Origin of the sequence: Exiguobacterium sp. SL-10, assembly GCF_004337025.1 — a bacterium.
Lineage (GTDB): Bacteria > Bacillota > Bacilli > Exiguobacteriales > Exiguobacteriaceae > Exiguobacterium.
Genome location: NZ_SJUP01000012.1, coordinates 1 through 17,959, shown reverse-complemented (window position 1 = coordinate 17,959; position 17,959 = coordinate 1). Strand labels below are relative to the sequence as shown.

General features: G+C 52.2%; 19 protein-coding genes. 12 read left to right on the top strand and 7 right to left on the bottom strand.

The window, feature by feature from the left end; genetic code table 11:
* Window positions 1-8: 8 nt before the first annotated feature.
* Window positions 9-305 (bottom strand): rhodanese-like domain-containing protein, encoded by a 297-nt coding sequence (locus EVJ33_RS12285; protein ID WP_131437537.1) that lies wholly within the window; start codon window positions 303-305, stop codon window positions 9-11.
* Between the two features lie 113 nt (window positions 306-418).
* On the opposite strand from EVJ33_RS12285, the gene EVJ33_RS12280 reads away from it, so the two are divergent.
* The 5 genes from EVJ33_RS12280 (at window position 419) to EVJ33_RS12260 (ending at window position 5,703) form a co-directional block, all read left to right on the top strand.
* A complete protein-coding gene (locus tag EVJ33_RS12280) occupies window positions 419-790 on the top strand; it encodes a rhodanese-like domain-containing protein (protein WP_236634617.1) in 372 nt (123 codons plus the stop codon).
* A gap of 40 nt (window positions 791-830) precedes the next feature.
* The gene (locus EVJ33_RS12275) at window positions 831-1,610 is read left to right on the top strand and encodes a sulfite exporter TauE/SafE family protein (RefSeq protein ID WP_131437535.1); all 780 of its coding nucleotides are present in this window, start codon (window positions 831-833) and stop codon (window positions 1,608-1,610) included.
* 195 nt (window positions 1,611-1,805) lie between these two features.
* Entirely contained in the window at window positions 1,806-3,713 is a 1,908-nt protein-coding gene (locus EVJ33_RS12270; protein ID WP_131437533.1) for an LTA synthase family protein, read from the top strand.
* A 102-nt stretch (window positions 3,714-3,815) separates the two neighbouring features.
* On the top strand, window positions 3,816-4,433 hold the full coding sequence (locus EVJ33_RS12265; RefSeq protein ID WP_131437531.1) for a class I SAM-dependent methyltransferase: 618 nt from the start codon (window positions 3,816-3,818) through the stop codon (window positions 4,431-4,433).
* A gap of 19 nt (window positions 4,434-4,452) precedes the next feature.
* Entirely contained in the window at window positions 4,453-5,703 is a 1,251-nt protein-coding gene (locus EVJ33_RS12260) for an MFS transporter (protein ID WP_131437529.1), read from the top strand.
* A 27-nt stretch (window positions 5,704-5,730) separates the two neighbouring features.
* Here the strand turns inward: EVJ33_RS12260 and EVJ33_RS12255 are convergent, their stop codons facing one another.
* The 3 genes from EVJ33_RS12255 to EVJ33_RS12245 form a co-directional block, all read right to left on the bottom strand.
* The gene (locus tag EVJ33_RS12255) at window positions 5,731-5,925 is read right to left on the bottom strand and encodes a hypothetical protein (protein ID WP_131437527.1); all 195 of its coding nucleotides are present in this window, start codon (window positions 5,923-5,925) and stop codon (window positions 5,731-5,733) included.
* 173 nt (window positions 5,926-6,098) lie between these two features.
* Window positions 6,099-6,836, bottom strand: a complete 738-nt coding sequence (locus EVJ33_RS12250; RefSeq protein WP_131437525.1) for an ABC transporter permease — start codon at window positions 6,834-6,836, stop codon at window positions 6,099-6,101.
* The gene (locus EVJ33_RS12245; RefSeq protein ID WP_131437523.1) at window positions 6,814-7,752 is read right to left on the bottom strand and encodes an ABC transporter ATP-binding protein; all 939 of its coding nucleotides are present in this window, start codon (window positions 7,750-7,752) and stop codon (window positions 6,814-6,816) included. The genes EVJ33_RS12250 and EVJ33_RS12245 overlap by 23 nt, the downstream gene beginning before the upstream one ends.
* A gap of 334 nt (window positions 7,753-8,086) precedes the next feature.
* Between EVJ33_RS12245 and EVJ33_RS12240 the strand changes: the two genes are divergently transcribed.
* Window positions 8,087-10,933: a 2-oxoglutarate dehydrogenase E1 component gene (locus EVJ33_RS12240; RefSeq protein ID WP_131437521.1), complete on the top strand. Its 2,847-nt coding sequence runs from the start codon at window positions 8,087-8,089 to the stop codon at window positions 10,931-10,933.
* An 18-nt stretch (window positions 10,934-10,951) separates the two neighbouring features.
* Window positions 10,952-12,235, top strand: coding sequence for a 2-oxoglutarate dehydrogenase complex dihydrolipoyllysine-residue succinyltransferase (odhB, locus tag EVJ33_RS12235; RefSeq protein ID WP_131437519.1), 1,284 nt, complete (start codon window positions 10,952-10,954; stop codon window positions 12,233-12,235).
* A 49-nt stretch (window positions 12,236-12,284) separates the two neighbouring features.
* On the opposite strand, the gene EVJ33_RS15460 is transcribed toward odhB, so the two are convergent.
* Window positions 12,285-12,449 carry a hypothetical protein gene (locus EVJ33_RS15460; RefSeq protein WP_161566935.1) on the bottom strand — a complete coding sequence of 55 codons (165 nt, stop codon included), beginning with the start codon at window positions 12,447-12,449 and terminating at the stop codon, window positions 12,285-12,287.
* A gap of 131 nt (window positions 12,450-12,580) precedes the next feature.
* Here EVJ33_RS15460 and EVJ33_RS12230 point away from each other — a divergent pair, with 131 nt between their 5' ends.
* The 4 genes from EVJ33_RS12230 (at window position 12,581) to EVJ33_RS12215 (ending at window position 15,446) form a co-directional block, all read left to right on the top strand.
* On the top strand, window positions 12,581-13,252 hold the full coding sequence (locus EVJ33_RS12230; RefSeq protein WP_131437517.1) for a DsbA family protein: 672 nt from the start codon (window positions 12,581-12,583) through the stop codon (window positions 13,250-13,252).
* Entirely contained in the window at window positions 13,249-13,665 is a 417-nt protein-coding gene (locus tag EVJ33_RS12225) for a disulfide oxidoreductase (RefSeq protein ID WP_131437515.1), read from the top strand. The genes EVJ33_RS12230 and EVJ33_RS12225 overlap by 4 nt, the downstream gene beginning before the upstream one ends.
* Before the next feature lie 11 nt (window positions 13,666-13,676).
* Window positions 13,677-14,264 carry an SCO family protein gene (locus tag EVJ33_RS12220; protein ID WP_131437513.1) on the top strand — a complete coding sequence of 196 codons (588 nt, stop codon included), beginning with the start codon at window positions 13,677-13,679 and terminating at the stop codon, window positions 14,262-14,264.
* Window positions 14,265-14,345: 81 nt separating this feature from the next.
* Complete coding sequence (locus tag EVJ33_RS12215) at window positions 14,346-15,446, top strand: MBL fold metallo-hydrolase (protein ID WP_483297313.1); 1,101 nt, start codon at window positions 14,346-14,348, stop codon at window positions 15,444-15,446.
* Between the two features lie 22 nt (window positions 15,447-15,468).
* Here EVJ33_RS12215 and EVJ33_RS12210 read toward each other — a convergent pair whose 3' ends face one another.
* The gene (locus EVJ33_RS12210) at window positions 15,469-16,686 is read right to left on the bottom strand and encodes an MFS transporter (RefSeq protein WP_131437511.1); all 1,218 of its coding nucleotides are present in this window, start codon (window positions 16,684-16,686) and stop codon (window positions 15,469-15,471) included.
* A 95-nt stretch (window positions 16,687-16,781) separates the two neighbouring features.
* On the opposite strand from EVJ33_RS12210, the gene relB reads away from it, so the two are divergent.
* Window positions 16,782-17,051 (top strand): type II toxin-antitoxin system RelB family antitoxin, encoded by a 270-nt coding sequence (relB, locus tag EVJ33_RS15665; protein WP_330857572.1) that lies wholly within the window; start codon window positions 16,782-16,784, stop codon window positions 17,049-17,051.
* Between the two features lie 61 nt (window positions 17,052-17,112).
* On the opposite strand, the gene EVJ33_RS12200 is transcribed toward relB, so the two are convergent.
* Window positions 17,113-17,808: a DsbA family oxidoreductase gene (locus EVJ33_RS12200; protein ID WP_131437502.1), complete on the bottom strand. Its 696-nt coding sequence runs from the start codon at window positions 17,806-17,808 to the stop codon at window positions 17,113-17,115.
* Window positions 17,809-17,959: the final 151 nt, after the last annotated feature.

Sequence of the window (17,959 nt, the reverse complement as noted above, 5' to 3'; positions counted from 1 at the left end):
GAAGATTGTTAGACGGTTTCGCCCGTCCAGCTCATCATGCCGCCATCGACGTTGATGACATCGAAGCCGAGTGAATCGAGGTAAGCCGAAGCGTTCATGCTTCGTCCCCCTGCTGCACAGATGACGTGAATCGGTTTCGAACGATCGAGCTCATCGACTTTCGTACCGAATTCAGAGAGGGGAACGTTTTTCGCTTGCTTGATGTGCCCACCTGCAAATTCGTCTGTCTCCCGAACGTCAATCAAGTTGAGCGTCTCATCAGATTGAAGCAACGTTTCTAGTTCAGTTGTCGAAATGGTTTTCATAAGCTTGAAATCTCCTTTGTGATTGTCGAATTTTTGAAATGAGTTTCTTTCGTTGTTTTTAATATACCCCCTGAGGTATACTGAATGCAAGAAAAAGAATCGGAGGTCGAAAATTGAAGAAAATCGTCATTTTTTTATCCATTTTAGTGTTGGGGACAATCGGAATCGTTCTTTTTACGTCAAATGAGAGTGGAATCACTCAAATCGACGTCGAAACACTACAAAACAGATTGGAAAACGAAGAAATATCCTTATTAGATGTTCGAGAAGCGGCTGAATACAAGGGGGGGCATATCGAAGGAGCGGTGAACGCACCACTTTCTTCATTAGATGAGATCGAATTGCCCTATTCGAAAGACGAGCCGATTTACGTCATCTGTCGAAGCGGGAATCGAAGTGCCCAAGCGGCCCAACTGTTGAAACAACGTGGGTACACAGAAATTTACGATGTCTCGGGCGGTATGATCGCCTGGGAACAAAACTAAAACTTACTTATATAGAGGGTAGGGAATTGGAGGAGTTAGCATGGAACTAGGATTTATCATCACCATTTTTTTGATCGGCTTCATCGGGTCGTTCATTTCAGGGATGGTCGGGATTGGCGGATCGATTATTAAATATCCGATGCTGTTGTACATTCCACCGCTTCTCGGTTTTGCGGCGTTCAGCGCCCATGAAGTATCGGGAATCAGCGCGATTCAAGTCTTCTTCGCGACGATCGGTGGGATTTATGCGTATCGGAAGGGCGGCTACTTAAACAAACAGCTCATCTTGTATATGGGTGTCGCCGTCTTGATCGGGAGTTTCATCGGCGGATATGGTTCGACGCTCTTGTCGGAGAACTTGATTAACGTCGTCTATGCCGTGCTCGCGACCATTGCGACGGTCATGATGTTCTTACCGAAAAAGAATGTCGAGGATGTTCCGCTCGACCAAGTCACTTTCAATAAACTGATTGCGGCGAGCTCGGCGTTTGTCGTCGGGGTGGCCGCAGGGATCGTTGGTGCAGCGGGCGCGTTCATCTTGATGCCGATCATGCTCGTCGTGCTCCGGATTCCGACGAAAATGGCGATCGCAAGTTCACTCGCCATCACGTTCATCTCGTCGATTGGTTCGACAGCCGGGAAAATCATCACCGACCAAATCGTATGGGAACCCGCCGTCATCATGATCATCGCCAGTTTGATTGCGGCACCACTTGGCGCGAATATAGGTAAAAACATGAAGACGAAGTCGCTTCAAATGATTTTGGCGCTCCTCATTTTAGCGAGCACCGTTAAAATTTGGATGGACATCATCGGTTAATCGAATCGACGTTAAATGGCTACCGAGGCGACTTGGTGGTCATTTTTGTGTAAAGCCTGCAATAAAATTGTTAAGTTTATGTATAATTGTAAACGTCAATTAGTTGAATTGAGGTCACAGGAACGTTAAAATATAGGTTATACGTCTAAAAAGAAAACGAACCTTCAACTTGAATTTCATATAAGGAGTGTTTACATGAATCACACGAATCAACCGAAAGGAAAAATGGACCGCTTCCGCCAGGCGACGCTCGACTCGTTCAAGACTCATCGTCTGTTCTGGATATTTACGATCCTGCTTTGGACGAAGTCGCTGATTGCGTATCAGTTCTTCTTCAATATGCCGGCTGAGAACGCGATCCAGGCATTCATTCTCATCATCAACCCGCTCAGCTTCACGTTGTTCTTGTTCGCTTTCAGCTTCTTCTTCGGGGGGAATAAGCGGAAGTGGGCACTGTACAGCCTATATCTCGTCTCTTCGCTCATCTTGTTCGCGGATACGACGTATTACCGTGAGTTCACGGACTTCTTGACCGTACCGGTCTTGTTCCAATCGTCGAACATGGAGACGCTGTCGTCGTCATTCCTGTCGCTTCTCGAATGGAAAGACTTGCTCTTGTTAGGCGACCTCGTCGTGCTTCCGTTCCTGTTATGGAAAATGAACGAGACGAGTCAGGCGTCACAGCGCCGTGTGTTGATCACATTCACGGCAGCAGCAGCTATGTTCGGATTCAACCTCGTCCTTGCCGAGACGGAGCGCCCGGAGTTACTCACGCGTTCGTTTGACCGGGAGTTGTTGGTCAAAAACTTAGGAACGTTCAACTTCCATGTCTACGATGCCATGCTTCAAACGAAGACATCGGCCCAAAAAGCGCTCGCGGACGGTTCTGAACTAGATGAAGTCGAGAACTTCACGCGTCAGAACTATGCGGCTCCAGACCCGGAGATGTTCGGGAAGTATAAAGGCAAGAACGTTGTCGTCGTCTCATTCGAGTCGGCCCAAAACTTCACGCACAACATGAAAGCTTCGAACGGTGAGTACATCACGCCGAACTTGAACAAACTGATTGAAGAGTCCCACTACTGGCCGAACTATTACCATACGACCGGCCAAGGGAAAACGTCAGATGCCGAGTTCGCCCTCGATAACTCGCTGTATGGCCTCTCGCGTGGAGGAGTCTACTTCACGAACGCCGATAATGAATACAACGCATTACCTGAAGTCATTAAAGAAGACAACTACTACTCGGCCGTGTTCCACGCCAACAACAAATCGTTTTGGAACCGTGACCAGATGTATCAAAACATCGGCGTCGACAAGTTCTTTGACGAAGCGAGCTATGACCTCGGAAATCCAGAGGACATGACAGAGTGGGGACTGCTCGATGATGAGTTCTTCCGCCAGTCGGTACCGATGCTCGAAGAGCTCCCGGAACCGTTCTATGCGAAGTTCATCACGCTCACGAACCATTTCCCTTACACGATGCCGAGTGAAAAGCATGAGCTCGTCCCGAAATTTGAGACGAACTCGACGACGCTCAACAACTTCCCGCAAGCGCTCGCGTATCAAGATTACGCGCTCGGCTTGTTCATCGAAGACTTGAAGGCGAACGGGATGTGGGAAGACACGATTTTCGTCGTCTACGGTGACCATTATGGCATCTCGACGAACCATAACGCCGCCATGGCTGATCTGCTCGGGAAAGACGAGTTGACGCCGTATGACGTCGCCAAGCTTCAAGCGGTCCCGTTCGCAATCCATTTGCCGGGACAAGAGAAAGGTGAAGTGCACGAGACGATCGGAAGTCATGTCGATATGAACCCGACGATTCAGCACTTGCTCGGAATCGATACGTCTGAACAGGTCGGATTCGGGAACGATTTGTTCTCGAAAGAGCATTATGACCGCGCGATTTTCCGCGACGGGACGGTCGTGACACAAGACCATCTGTTCACGCAGTCGATGTGTTACGACGCCGAGACGGGTGAAGTCGCTGAAGATGGTGCAGCATGTACGCCACTTGAAGAAGAAGCGAACAAAATCCTTGAGATGAACGATCAACTCATCTATTCAGATTTACTCCGCTTCAAGCAAGACCAATAACGAGGAGAGAAAAGGTTGGAGACAATCTTTTCTCTTTTTTTGTGGTCGTCGCGCCTTAGGAAGACTAAGATGAAAGAAGTGCACATCAGAAAAGGAGAACTTATGACATTAGACTATACGGGAGAACGGGTCATCCCAGATCGCATGGACCCATTGAACGGTTTATTGCTCGAACATATCGCCCGCTATCATTTCGCTCTGTTATACATGAACGGGCGCGTCCTCGATTTTGCGAGCGGGAGCGGGTATGGCAGTCAATTGATCGCCAAGAACTTGAAGGGGAAAGTGACCGAGGTCGTCGCCCTCGACTTGTCGGAAGAGGCGACGCGCTATGCGAAAGGACGCTATCACCATCCGAACGTCAACTATATCGTCGGTGATGTCGTCGACCGGACGTTACCGGAAAAACTCGGAATGTTTGATTGCATCGTCAGCTTCGAGACGATCGAACATGTGACCGAATATGAGGCGTTCATGGCGAACGTGTGGGACTTATTGAAGCCAGGCGGCATCTTGGTGTTGTCGACGCCATTCGGCCAAGGGGTCGGGCAACCGACGAATGAGCCGTTCCACACGCACCAGTTCACGGAGGCCGAGTTCGAGGCGCTGTTCACCCCGTTCACATCGACCGAGTTCTATTACCAGCGTGGTGTGCTCGTCGAACCGAAGCGGGGTACGCGCCATTATCCGATTGGTATCGTGGTTGCTGTGAAATCATAGAGCAGGAAAGGAAATCAATATGGGGAAAATCAAAAAACCATCCTATTATGGATGGTACATGGTCATGATTGCAGGGCTCGGCGTCTTTTTCTCGGGTCCGGGCCAGACGTATTTTATCTCGGTGTTTATCGATCAATACATAACCGACTTCGGTTGGTCGCGTTCAGAAGTGTCGAGTATCTATTCGGCGGCAACGCTCGCTTCGGCAGCGTGTCTATTCTTCGTCGGACGATTGATTGATCGGTTCGGGCAACGCATCATGATGGTGCTCGCATCGATCCTTCTAGCCATCGCTTGTTTGTTCAATAGTTATGTGACGAACTTGACGATGCTCTTTTTCGGGATTTGGATGCTACGCTTGTTCGGGCAAGGTTCGATGTCGCTCATCCCGAACACGCTCGTCCCGCAATGGTTCATCACGAAGCGGGGACAAGCGCTCAGCTATATGGCAATCGGCGGCTTCTTGAGTTCGGCCGTCTTTCCTCCGCTCAACGTCTGGCTCGTCGGTTTAATTGGCTGGCAGACGACGTGGCAAGTGTGGGGACTCCTCGTGCTCGTCTTGTTCACGCCGCTCGCTTACCGCTTCGTCCGTAATCGACCGGAGGATATGGGGTTGTTGCCGGACGGTGAGACAAACCCACATCCGAGCCCAAAGACGACAGGTGCACCGATTCACGTCGACGTCGACTTCACGTTCAAAGAAGCGCTCAAGACACGGGCGTTTTGGCTGATTCTCTCGTGTATCGGAATCCCGGCACTCGTCAACACGGCCATCACGTTTCATCTGATTTCGATTTTTGAAGAGCAAAGTCTGCCTCCTGTCACGGCGGCACTTGTCTTAAGTTTGATGGCGATCCTCGGGTTTCCGGTGACGTTCATCGCCGGAAGGATCATCGATGTCGTGAAAATCAATTACGTGCTCATCGGGATTTTCGTCACAGAAATCGTTTTCATGGTTATTTTGCAGTATACGACGACGTTCTCGCTCGCCATTCTCTTCGGGGTCATTTGGGGGATCAGCAACGGTTTTGAACGCATCGCCTTGAATTATGTGTGGCCGTATTACTTCGGTCGCGCCGCGCTCGGCAGTATCAGCGGGCTGGCGACGTCTGTCATGGTGCTTGGTTCTGCGGTCGGCCCGCTTCCATTCGGGATCGCCTACGACTTGTTCGGGAACTATGAGATGATTATTTGGTACTCGCTCGTCTTTCCGCTCATTGGTATCGTAGCGGCTGCTTTGGCAGTGAAGCCGACACTCGTCCGCTCGTGATGACATAAAAAACCCCGATGAACGAGGTCATCGGGTAATGAAATAGTATAAGAGGCCGAGCGCTAAAAATGAGACCGGGAACAAGACGATATACGTCCAAGACACCATCGACCAACTTTTCTTTTGACTATAGTCTGATTTGTCTTTCCCGAGTCCGACCATGATGGTGAAGACGAGGGCGATCAAGCAAACGAGTAGCGATAATCCAATTGTGAGATACATGTTGTCACATCCTTCATGATTTCTTCATATCAAGCATAGCTGAATATAAGATGAAAAAGCCTCTGAAATGTTGGGATTATGTGTCCAACAGTCAGAGGCTTTTATCACACCCTGGTATTTGTTATATACGTGTCGGTGTCTAGCAAATCCCACACTCATTCAGACATGAAGCGTCATTCGGCGAACGTTTTACTGCGGAACATGAACGCCGTGATGATGTAGAAGGCAATGATGTGGATCAAGACGTAGAACGCCGAGAACCAAATCGTCACATCCATCGTCTCCATGAAACCTGGGCTTTGATAATAAATCGACAAGTCTGTGTGCAAGAAGACAATCCATTTGGCGATGGCCGGTTTCCATGTGATGAGAAGACCGCCGATCATCGTCGAGACGAAGTTCGCGAGCACGGTGAAGCCGATCACGACGCCGACTGATTTAAAGACGACCGAGAACATGAGCGTCAAGAAGATGACGAACACACCGCTCGACACGCTAAGTAAGATGTTGCGGAACTGCTCGAGCGTCAACTCCCCGTCGAGCGTCAAGGCGAAGCCGTATGTGACGGCAAGGATGAACACGAACTGGGCGAGCATGATGAGAAGTGCGGCCACGAGTTTCGATAGTAAAATCCGGTCACGCGAGTACGGGCTCATGAGTAAATGTTTCAACGTATCAAACTTCAACTCGTTCCCAATCATCTCGGCCGTGAAGACGATCGTGAAGATACCGAGGAATGTCATCGCCGCCATCGTCGCATAGTTGACGAACGTTTCCGCGTCACCTGGGTTGTTGCCGCTACGGACGATGAAGTACGTCAAGACGATAATCCCGGTATACATGCCGAGCGCGACGAGCGGTTTGATCGTGCGTCGCCATTTCATGAACTCATTGGCTAGTAATGAACGCATTGTTCGTGCCTCCTTCTTTTTTTGTCAATTTCAAGAACTGCTCTTCGAGGGTCTCATGCTTCATCCCAATCTGATAGACGGCGATGCCACGTTCGACGAGATGGTTCAACAAATGCGGGATATCGGATTCCGGACGCGGGACAATGAACGTCTCAGCTGATTGTTGAATGATTTTCACATCATCAAAAGTGAGCGCCGCCACATCGAGCGCCTCGTTCATCTGTTCGCGATTGACTTTACAGAGGATGACACTCTCCGTTTTAGCCTCGCCGTCGCCGCCTTGGACCGACTTGATTTGACCTTGGTCGATGATGGCGAACCGGTCCGTAATCAACTCCATCTCGCTGAGAAGGTGACTCGAGATTAAAATGGCGATGCCGCGGTGGTCGGCCAAGTGGCGCAAGTAGTTACGGAGATCAGCGATACCGGCCGGGTCGAGACCGTTCGTCGGCTCGTCGAGAATCAAGACTTTCGGGTTATGGAGCAAGGCACGGGCGATGCCAAGCCGCTGTTTCATCCCAAGTGAGTACTGCTTCACTTTCATATCGAGCTTTGTCTCAAGTCCGACGAGAGCACCGAGGGCATTCAAGTCGACTTTCTTTAAGCCAGGAATCAAGTTCATCGCATGAATCAAATTCTCGCGGCCCGTCAAATACGGATAGAAGGCCGGATTTTCGACGATGGCACCGATGCGACTGAGCGCTTGTTGGCGTTCTGTCGAGACGTCGAATCCGTCGACGGTCACTTTGCCGTGCGTTGCTGGCATGAGGCCGGTGATGATGCGGATCGTCGTCGTCTTCCCGGCGCCGTTCGGGCCGAGGAAGCCAAAGATTTCTCCGGGCGTGACGTCAAAACTGACATTCGTCAGGACGTTCGTCTGGCCCATTTTTTTGTGTACGTTCTGTACGGATAACATAAGGTCACCTTGCTTTCGTTGAGAGTTTTTTCCACCTGGACACCCATATATACGGGCTTGGTTGAAACAAGGTTTCACCTTTTTTTGAAACTGATGAAACAAAGTGTCGATTTCACAATATGTTGATAAGGAAAACTTATTGAAATAGTATGGACGAATTGTGAATTTGAAAGGGTCTTTCCATAGCGAAAGGTGTAGTATGAAGAGGAGAGAAAGAGGCAAGAATTGGCTCTTTTTGCAGGTCGAATCAGATGGATGAACTGTTTCGTCCTTAATGTTAAAATGAAAGCGTTCACACATCGGACGCGCAGGAACGGATAGGGGGATTTATTCAATGGGAGAGTCGTCGAACGGTCGCGAAGCAGTACAAGCATTTTATGGTCCAAACTTAGGCTACATCGTTGAATTGTACGAACAATATGTGGAAGACCCAGAATCAGTCGACGCGGAGACGCGTCAATATTTTGACGAACACGGAGCACCTGAAACGAGCGCACCTGTTGCGCCGGCCGCTTCGTTTGATTTAGAAAAAGTCGTGGCAGCGACACGTTTGGTCAATGACATTCGGGCACTCGGTCATAAAGCGGCCGATATTTACCCGCTCAAAGACCATCCGCGCGAACACGGCTTGTTTGCGTTTGACCGCTACGGATTGAGTGAAGCCGACCTCGAGCAAGTACCGGCCCACTTGTTATCAGAAGATGTACCGAAACAGGGCGCGAACGCGCTCGAACTCGTCCGTCACTTGCTTGACGTCTATACGGGCACGGTCGCCATCGAGCTCCGTCACTTAGACGACATGGAAGAAAAACGTTGGATTCGTCGACGCATCGAGCAAGGCGCCCTCCAAACGAAATACTCGAAGAACGAGAAAATCGAGCTTTTCGAGCGTCTAGCCGAGACAGAATTGTTCGAATCGTTCCTTCATAAGACATACGTCGGACAAAAACGCTTCTCAATCGAAGGACTCGACGCGATGGTGCCGCTCCTTGATGCCATGGTCGGGGGTCTCATCTCAAGCGGGTCAGAACATATCAACATCGGGATGGCCCACCGTGGACGCTTGAACGTGCTCGCACACGTGCTCGGCAAACCATACGAGATGATCTTTGCTGAGTTCCAACACGCCCCGAACAAAGAATTGATTCCGTCGGAAGGATCGATCGGCATCAACTTCGGTTGGTCTGGCGACGTCAAATACCACCTCGGTCTCGACCGCAGAGTGTTAGAAGAGAAGAAAGAAGTCCGTTTGAACCTAGCCAATAACCCGAGTCACCTTGAGTTTGTCGGTTCGGTCGTCGAAGGATATACGCGCGCCGCGCAAGACGATCGTTCGGAAAAAGGGATGGCCGTCCAACATGACGATAAGGCCGCATCGATCTTGATTCATGGGGACGCCGCGTTCCCAGGTCAAGGAATCGTCGCCGAGACGCTCAACATGACGAACTTGCAAGGGTATCGTACGGCGGGGACGGTCCACGTCATCGCCAACAACACGATCGGCTTCACGACCGACCCGAGCGACTCGCGTTCAACGCGTTATGCGAGCGATATCGCCAAAGGGTATGAGATTCCGGTGTTCCACGTCAACGCAGACGACCCGGAAGCGTGTGTCGCTGTCGCCAAACTGTGCAGCGAGTATCGCGCCAAGTTTCATAAAGACATCCTCGTCGACTTGGTCGGCTACCGCCGCTACGGTCATAACGAGATGGATGAGCCGATGAACACGAACCCGGTGCTCTATAAGGCCATCAAAGAACACAAATCGGTCCGTCACGTCTATGCGGACGTACTCGAAGCGGAAGGCGTCATGACGAAAGAAGACAAGGCGACGATTGAGCAATCAATCGAGGACCGTCTCAAGTCGGCCCGTGACCTCGTCCCGGCCGAAGAAGAAGATGCCGATATCATCTTGCCGGAAGCGGTCCATAAAGGCTTCCCGTTCGTCGAGACAGGTGTTGAACGTGACGTACTCCAGCAATTGAATGACGAACTGCTCGTCTGGCCGGAAGGCTTTGGCGTGTTCCATAAGCTGCAAAAAGTGCTCGACCGTCGTCGTGACGCGTTCGCGGACAACGGAAAAGTCGACTGGGGTCATGCCGAGACGCTTGCCTATGCGTCAATCATCTCGGACGGCACGCCAATCCGCTTGAGCGGCCAAGATTCGGAGCGCGGGACGTTCGCGCAACGTAACATCATGTTGAACGATGTCGAGACAGGCAAGAAGTTCTCGCCGCTCCATCAGTTGTCGACAGCGAACGCCTCGTTCTCGGTCCACAACAGCCCGCTCTCAGAAGGTTCGGTGCTCGGTTTCGAATACGGCTATAACGTGTTCGCGCAAGACACGCTCGTCTTGTGGGAAGCTCAATATGGCGACTTCGCCAACTCGGCCCAAGTCATGTTCGACCAGTTCATCTCGGCCGGTCGCGCCAAATGGGGTCAGAAGTCAGGTCTTGTCATGCTGTTGCCGCACGGCTATGAAGGTCAAGGACCAGAGCACTCGAGCGCCCGGATGGAACGTTACTTGACGCTCGCCGGAGAGAAAAACTGGACGGTCGCCAACTTGTCGACGGCCGCGCAGTACTTCCACATCTTGCGTCGTCAGGCGAAGATGCTCGGTACGGAACAAGTTCGTCCGATGATCATCATGACACCGAAGAGCCTGCTTCGTCATCCGCTTGCAGCCTCATCGGTCGAGGAATTGTCCGACAACAACTTCCGCCCGATCATCGAGCAAACCGGTCTCGGCGAGAATCCGGACAAAGTCGAACGTCTCGTCTTCTGTTCAGGGAAGATGGCGATCGACCTTCAAGAAGCAACGATGAAGTCAGAGGAGTCACTCGACTTCTTGCACATCATCCGCGTTGAAGAGATTTACCCGTTCCCGGTCCGTGAAATCCGTGACGTGATCAGCCGCTATCCGAACGCGAAAGAGATCGTTTGGGTCCAAGAAGAGCCAAAAAATATGGGAGCTTGGACATATATCGAACCGCGTCTCGAAGCGGTCACGTCGAACCGGTTGAACGTCCGTTACGTGGGACGCCGCCGCCGTTCGAGCCCGGCCGAAGGAAATCCGACGGCCCATAAACAAGAACAAGCACGCATCATCCGTGAAGCCATCTCACGTGACGCCGTCTCGGCTGCTGCCGGCACGAGCACATACCAAAAAGATCGTAAATAAGTTAAGGGGGAACTCATTGTGATCGAAATTAAAGTACCGGAATTAGCAGAGTCCATTACGGAAGGAACGGTCGCATCATGGCTCAAACAGCCAGGCGACCACGTTGAAAAAGGGGAAGCCATCGTCGAACTTGAGACGGACAAAGTCAATATCGAAGTGCCGGCGGATGAGTCGGGCACGCTCGACGAGCAATTGGCGGCTGAAGGGGACACGGTTCAAGTCGGACAAGTGATCGCCCGCCTCAGTTCAGGTTCAGGTGGTGGCACGGCCGTCGCGACGAAGACGAAAACGGAAACAGCCACAGAAGCTGCTCCGGCACCAGCCGAGACGAAAGTCGAGGAAGTCGGTGAAGCGAAAAAAGTCGAGCGCCGTGAAGAACACGTCGCGAGCCCAGGCAAAGGACCGATCGCGACACCGGCGGCCCGTAAATTGGCCCGTGAGAAAGGCATCGACTTGTCAGCGATTCAAACGAACGACCCGATCGGCCGCATCAACGTCCACGATGTGACGAACCACGAATCCAAACCAGCTCCGGCGCAAGCGCAACAGCAACAGGCGCCGAAAGCACCGGCAACGGCACCACAACCGGCAGCGAGCGGAAAAGAAGAAGAGCGCATCAAGATGACGCGTCGTCGTCAAACAATCGCCAACCGTCTCGTCGAAGTACAACAGACGGCAGCGATGCTGACGACGTTCAACGAAATCGACATGTCAGCCGTCATGGCGCTCCGCAAACGTCGCCAAGAAAAATTCATCAAAGACAACGACGTCAAACTTGGTTTCATGTCGTTCTTCACGAAAGCGGCTGTCGCGGCACTCAAACGGATGCCGTACTTGAACGCTGAGATTCAAGGCAACGAGATCGTCTTGAAAAAATACTATGACATCGGCATCGCTGTGTCGGCTCCGGACGGCCTCGTCGTCCCGGTCGTCCGCGAAGCGGATCGCAAGAACTTCGGTGAGATCGAGAAAGACATCTTGCACCTCGCTGATAAAGCCCGCAACAACAAGCTTGGGTTAAGCGACCTCACAGGTGGCACGTTCACAATCACGAACGGTGGCGTCTTCGGCTCACTCTTGTCGACACCGATCTTGAACGGACCACAAGTCGCCATCCTCGGGATGCACTCGATTCAACTCCGCCCAATCGCCATCGACGCGGAAACGATGGAAAACCGTCCGATGATGTACGTGGCCCTCTCGTATGACCACCGCATCGTCGACGGTCGTGAGGCTGTGACGTTCCTCAAGCACATCAAAGACATGATTGAAGATCCAGAACAATTGTTGTTCGAAGCATAAGCCAAAAATCCATGTCGCCGACGCGACATGGATTTTTTATGTAAGCGATTCATCGAGCGTGATTTGATGTTTCCCGTTCGATGGCGGTGTGAGGTACCATTTCTGTCTGCCAGAGCGAGGCGCCGATACTGGCCCCGACGCCTGTCGTCCCGCTTTCAATAGCGATCGGTTTGGACAAGGATGCGATGATGTCTTGTCCGATTTGAGTGAGCAATCTCCACTCTGTTCATCGTCATCTTTTCCATGACATGAAGCAAAGTTGTGAAAAACAAGGTCGATTTCGTGGAAACAGATAACGCTTTCGTTATAATGAAAGACGAATCGATACAAATAGAGGTGAGACAGATGAAACAGAACAAACTTTTGGTCGTCGCGACGCTCCTTGCGGTTGCGCTCATTGCTGTCGTGGTCGTTCTCTTGAATCGGCCGGCCGAACAAGCCGAGACGGCTGCACCGGCTAAGGCAGAGCATGTATCAACCGAAGGCCAACCGACGCTCGGCGATGCGGACGCACCGGTCTCGGTCGTCGAGTTTGGGGATTATAAGTGCCCGTCTTGTAAACAGTGGGGCGAGACGGTCTATCCGAAGTTGAAGCAAGACTACATCGACACAGGGAAAATCAGTTTCAGTTACATCAACGTGTTGTTCCATGGGCAAGAGTCGATCTTGGCATCGCTCGCGTCAGAATCGGTGTATAAACAAGACCCGGACGCGTTCTGGGACTTCCATAAGGCGCTTTATGACGCACAGCCGGCGAGTCAGCAGCACGACGAGGCATGGGTCACGGTCGAGCGGTTGACAGAGATTGCGAGCGAGACGACATCGGTCGACGTAGCGAAGCTCGAGGACGATTTGAGTGAGAACTCGACGGTGCTCGACGAGGTGAGTCTCGATGACGGGCTCGTCAAAGAGCACGGGGTCCAGTTCACGCCATCAATCATGATTAACGGCGTCATGCTCGAAGACCCGTTCGACTATGAGACGATTGAGCGGTTGATTGAGCAAGGTACGCCATGAAGCAGTCATTCCTGACCCGCTATGGCTTGTACCTCGCTTGGCTCGTCGCTCTCACGGCGACGCTCGGCAGTCTCTATTTCAGTGAGATTCGTGAGTTCGTTCCATGTGAGCTCTGTTGGATTCAACGCATCTTTATGTATCCACTCGTCATCTTGCTCGGGGTCGCCGTATTCACGGACGACCGGGCGGTGAAGAAGTATGTATTGCCGCTGTCGATGCTCGGCGGTCTAGTTTCTTTGTACCATTACTTAGTTCAAAAAGTACCTGGGTTCGCCGATATCAAACCGTGCGTGCAAGGGGTACCGTGTAACGTGCAATACATCAATTGGTTCGGGTTCGTGACAATCCCGTTCCTCGCCTTGACGGCATTTACTTTAATCACGCTCCTCGTTTGGCGCGTGAGACGCAACTGACAACGAAGGAGATGGAACGTGTGAAGAAATGGATGCTCATCGGATTGATCAGCCTCATGGCGGTGCTCGCTGCATGCGGCCAAGAGATTGAAGACCCGCTCAACTGGGAGATCGAGTCGTTCAATTATATGAATCAAAATGAAGAGATGGTCAGTCTCGATGATTTGAAAGGGAAGGTATGGATGGCCGACTTCGTGTTCACAAGCTGTGAGACGGTCTGCCCACCGATGACGTACAACATGACGAAGCTCAATGAGGCGCTCGTCGAGGAAGGCGTCGAAGACGTCCAGTTCGTATCGTTTAGCGTCGACCCGACCGTCGACACGCCGGACAAAATCAAAGAGTTCATGGCAAACTACGACTTGGCACAGGCCGACTGGCAGTTCTTGACGGGCTATTCGCAGGACGAGATCGAGGCGTTCGCGCAACAGAACTTCAAGGCGCTCGTTCGAAAGCCTGATGAAGGCACACAAGTCGACCATGCGACGTGGTTCTATCTCGTCGACCAGAACGGGAAAATCATGAAAGCGTATCAAGGATTCCAAGACGTGCCGATCGAGGACATCGTCAGCGATATCAAGATTTTACAGAAGTCTTAAGACGGCCACGTGCCGTCTTTTTCATATTCAAAAACAGGGGAATCGGTGCGAGTGGAGTATAATGAAAACGTAGAGGAGTGGATGAACTTGAAGAAGACGTTATTATTTTCACTGATGGGCATGGCTGCCGTGACGGGGACCGTGCTCACCCAATATAAACCGCTTGGTAAAAAGCCGAAAGCGCTCCGGTCGCCGAACCTCGTGAACGGCAAGTTCCGGAATCAGCTCGATACACCGATGCGGTTCTCATCGGACGATATGATTTCGATGTCGAAGGAATATTTGAACCCGGACTCGCTCCGGAAACCGAGCGTTCGGTTACCGGTCGTCCCGATCGACTTTAGCGAGAAACTCGGATCGAGCTTCACGCGTGTCTATTGGCTCGGCCATTCGGCGTTGCTCGTCCAAATGGACGGCAAAACGATGCTCGTCGACCCGATGTTCGGGCGAAGCCCGTCACCGCTCCCGTTCGCGAAGAACGAGCGGTTCAGTGAAGACTTGCCATTCGAGCTCAACGACTTACCGGACATTGATGTCGTGCTACTCACGCACGATCATTACGACCATTTGGACTATGCGACGATTCAAGCAATCAAAGACAAAGTTGCCGTCTTCATCGTCCCGCTCGGTGTCGGTAGCCATTTGAAACGATGGGGCGTCGGGGCGGAACGAATCGTCGAACGCGATTGGGGTGAGACGTACAACTTCGGTCCATGGACGTTCGTCTGCACGCCGGCCCGGCACTTCTCGGGCCGATCGCTCACGGACCGCAACGCGACGCTCTGGGCGTCTTGGGTCGTCCTCGGTGAGACGGACCGTCTGTTCTTCAGTGGGGACGGTGGATATGGACCGCACTTTAAAGAAATCGGGGACGAATACGGACCATTCGACTTCGCGGCGCTCGAGTGCGGGCAATACGACGAGCGTTGGCCGGACGTGCATATGCAACCGACTGAGACGGCACAGGCGTTCCGTGACGTGCGGGCCGACAAGATGCTCCCGATTCATTGGGGCGCGTTCACGTTATCGTTCCATGCCTGGTTCGACCCAGCTGAGCAGATGGTGGGGCTGTTGCCACGCGAGGACGTGCTCACGCCGCGAATCGGTGAACGGATCACGCTCGACGGACGCAACGACACGCGTGCGTGGTGGCGTGACATCGAAGACATGAACAAGCGCTGACCGAGTCCGGTCAGCGCTTGTTTTACGACGAGATTCGTTCGGTCTCGTCCGTTTCAATATGCAATTTGTGTTTTCGCGTATAGACGAGGAATGAAGCGGTCATCGCGATTGAGCTGACGCCGAACAAGACGACCATGAGCTGTAAGCCGATCAAGTCGAGGAAGAAGCCGGTGACGAGCAACACGACTTGGAAGACGATGCGGTCGAGCATGTTCCGGAACGAGAAGAAGCGACCGTGATAGTCTTTCGGCATCCGTGTCTGGAAAATCGTCACCGCCGTCGGGAAGAAGCAGCCGACCGAGAAGCCGAACAAGACGAACGCCGCGATCGAGACGGCCGGGATGTCCGCGAAGTAGAGCATGAGCTGGGCGACCCCAATCAAAAACGAGAACGTGAACAAGATGGAGAACACGGAGAACTTCTCACCGATCCGTTTGATGAGGAACGCACCGACCATGAAGGCAATTCCTTCGGCCGTGTAAATCCATCCTTTGATCGCCGTCGAGTCCTGCAGCTCGCTAATGTTGATGACGAGCAAGTTGAACCCGCCGATAAAGAGGAGTGGGATGAGCGTCATGACGAGCGTCATAAAGATGACCGGAATCGATTTGATGATCGGGAAGACGTCCTTGAACCCGCCGGACGACTTGGCGTCCACTTTCTTCGCAGAGGGGACGGTCGTCTCGTCGATTTTCAAGAACCACGTCGCGACGGCGAGGAGCAGATAGGCGACGAGGGAGAGTGCATAGACGTCCCGGAGCGAGATAAGCGTGAGTAAGATGCCGGCGATGGCCGTCCCGATGACCCGGGACAGTGTCGACACGTTCATATGCACCCCGTTCAAGGCGAGTAACTCTCGTTCTTTGACGATGAGCGGGATGGCCGCTTGGAGCGCCGGGAAATAGAACGCGGCCGACCCTTGCAAGAAGACGAGGAAGACGACCATCCACAGCACGCTTCCCGTCTCGATGGCGACGAACATGAATAGAACGCTCAGCGCCCGGACAATACTTGAGATGAGCATAATTTTCTTTTTCGAGCCCTGATCGGTGAGACGGCCGGCGAGCGGCCCGATGGCGACCCCGGCGAGCAATCCACCAGCGAGGATGAGCGCCTTGACGAAGTCAGACGGCACTTTCTCCTGCATGAACTCCAAGTTGCCGATGATGCCGAGCCAAAGCCCGAGACCGGCGACGAACTCACCGGTCAAGATAATCCAGACGTTGCGATTTTTCCACATATGGTTAAGTCCTCGATTCTTATTAGGTAATAATAATTATCCTTCAGAACGATTTAGAAAGCTACAAAAAGGAGCCAAGATTTCGAACTGACTGTATGAGCATTTCATTTCGTAATACAATGTGTATAAAGGAGGCTAATCGTGTGGGAATGATATCTGTACGACTCAATGAGGAGGATGAACGCCTCATTAGAGCGTATGCGAGGTCTAACAACCTGTCCCTCTCGACTCTCGTTCGCGATGCTGTCTTGAAACGAATCGAGGATGAGCACGACTTAAAACTTTATAATGAAGCGATAAGCGTGCACCAGAAGCATTCCGAGGCAGTTTCATTTGAAACCATGGTCAAGGACTTAGACAAGTAAATTGAATCTAAAAAGCATTCGTCCAAATATGGGCGAATGCTTTGCTTTTGTTCGTTTAGCATTAAATATCGCAGTTATCATCCGTGCACGTCGCGCCACCCGAGAGCACTTGAAGCGTCGGTGCCGATTCAGCCCACGTCTTCTCCAGTACTTGCGTGAACGCCTCGGTCGGTTGCGCGCCAGAGACGCCATATTTTCCGTCGAAGACGAAGAATGGGACGCCGGTGATACCGAGGTCGCTTGCACGCTTCTCTTCAGCGCGAACGTCTTCCGTGTATACGTCTGAAGCGAGCACGTCTTTCACGGCGTCAGCATCGAGTCCGACACTTGTTGCAATCTCGACGAGGACGTCGTGGTCGCCGATATGTTTCGCGTCGACGAAGTACGCCTTGAGGAGCGCTTCTGACAGTTCTTTCTCTTTGCCGACCGTCTTCGCATAGTGCGTCAATCGGTGCGAGTCGAGTGTGCCCGTGACGACCATGTTGTCGAAATCGTACTCGAGTCCGACGGTGCGGGCCTGGGCAGCGACTTGTGCCGTCGTGCCTTTCGCCTGCTCGAGCGGCATGCTGTATTTCTTCGCGAGCGCTTCGTAAATCGAACGCGAGTCCGTCGTCGGGGCGTTCGGATCGAGCTCGAAGCTCTTGAACTCCACCTCGACGTTATCCGCATGCGGGAACTGTTCGAGTGCTTCTTCTAGACGACGCTTGCCAATATAACAGAACGGGCAGACGTAGTCTGACCAAACTTCAATTTTCATCATAAATCCCTCCTACAGTCAGTGGAGGGCACTGAAAAACCTCCGCTCTATCCGAGCGTGGACAGAAAAAAGAGCGATTGGACCGACTCAAGTCGGGACGATCGCTCTTTTTCCTTGCCCTCATCCTGTATTTTCTTTTCGAAGGACGATG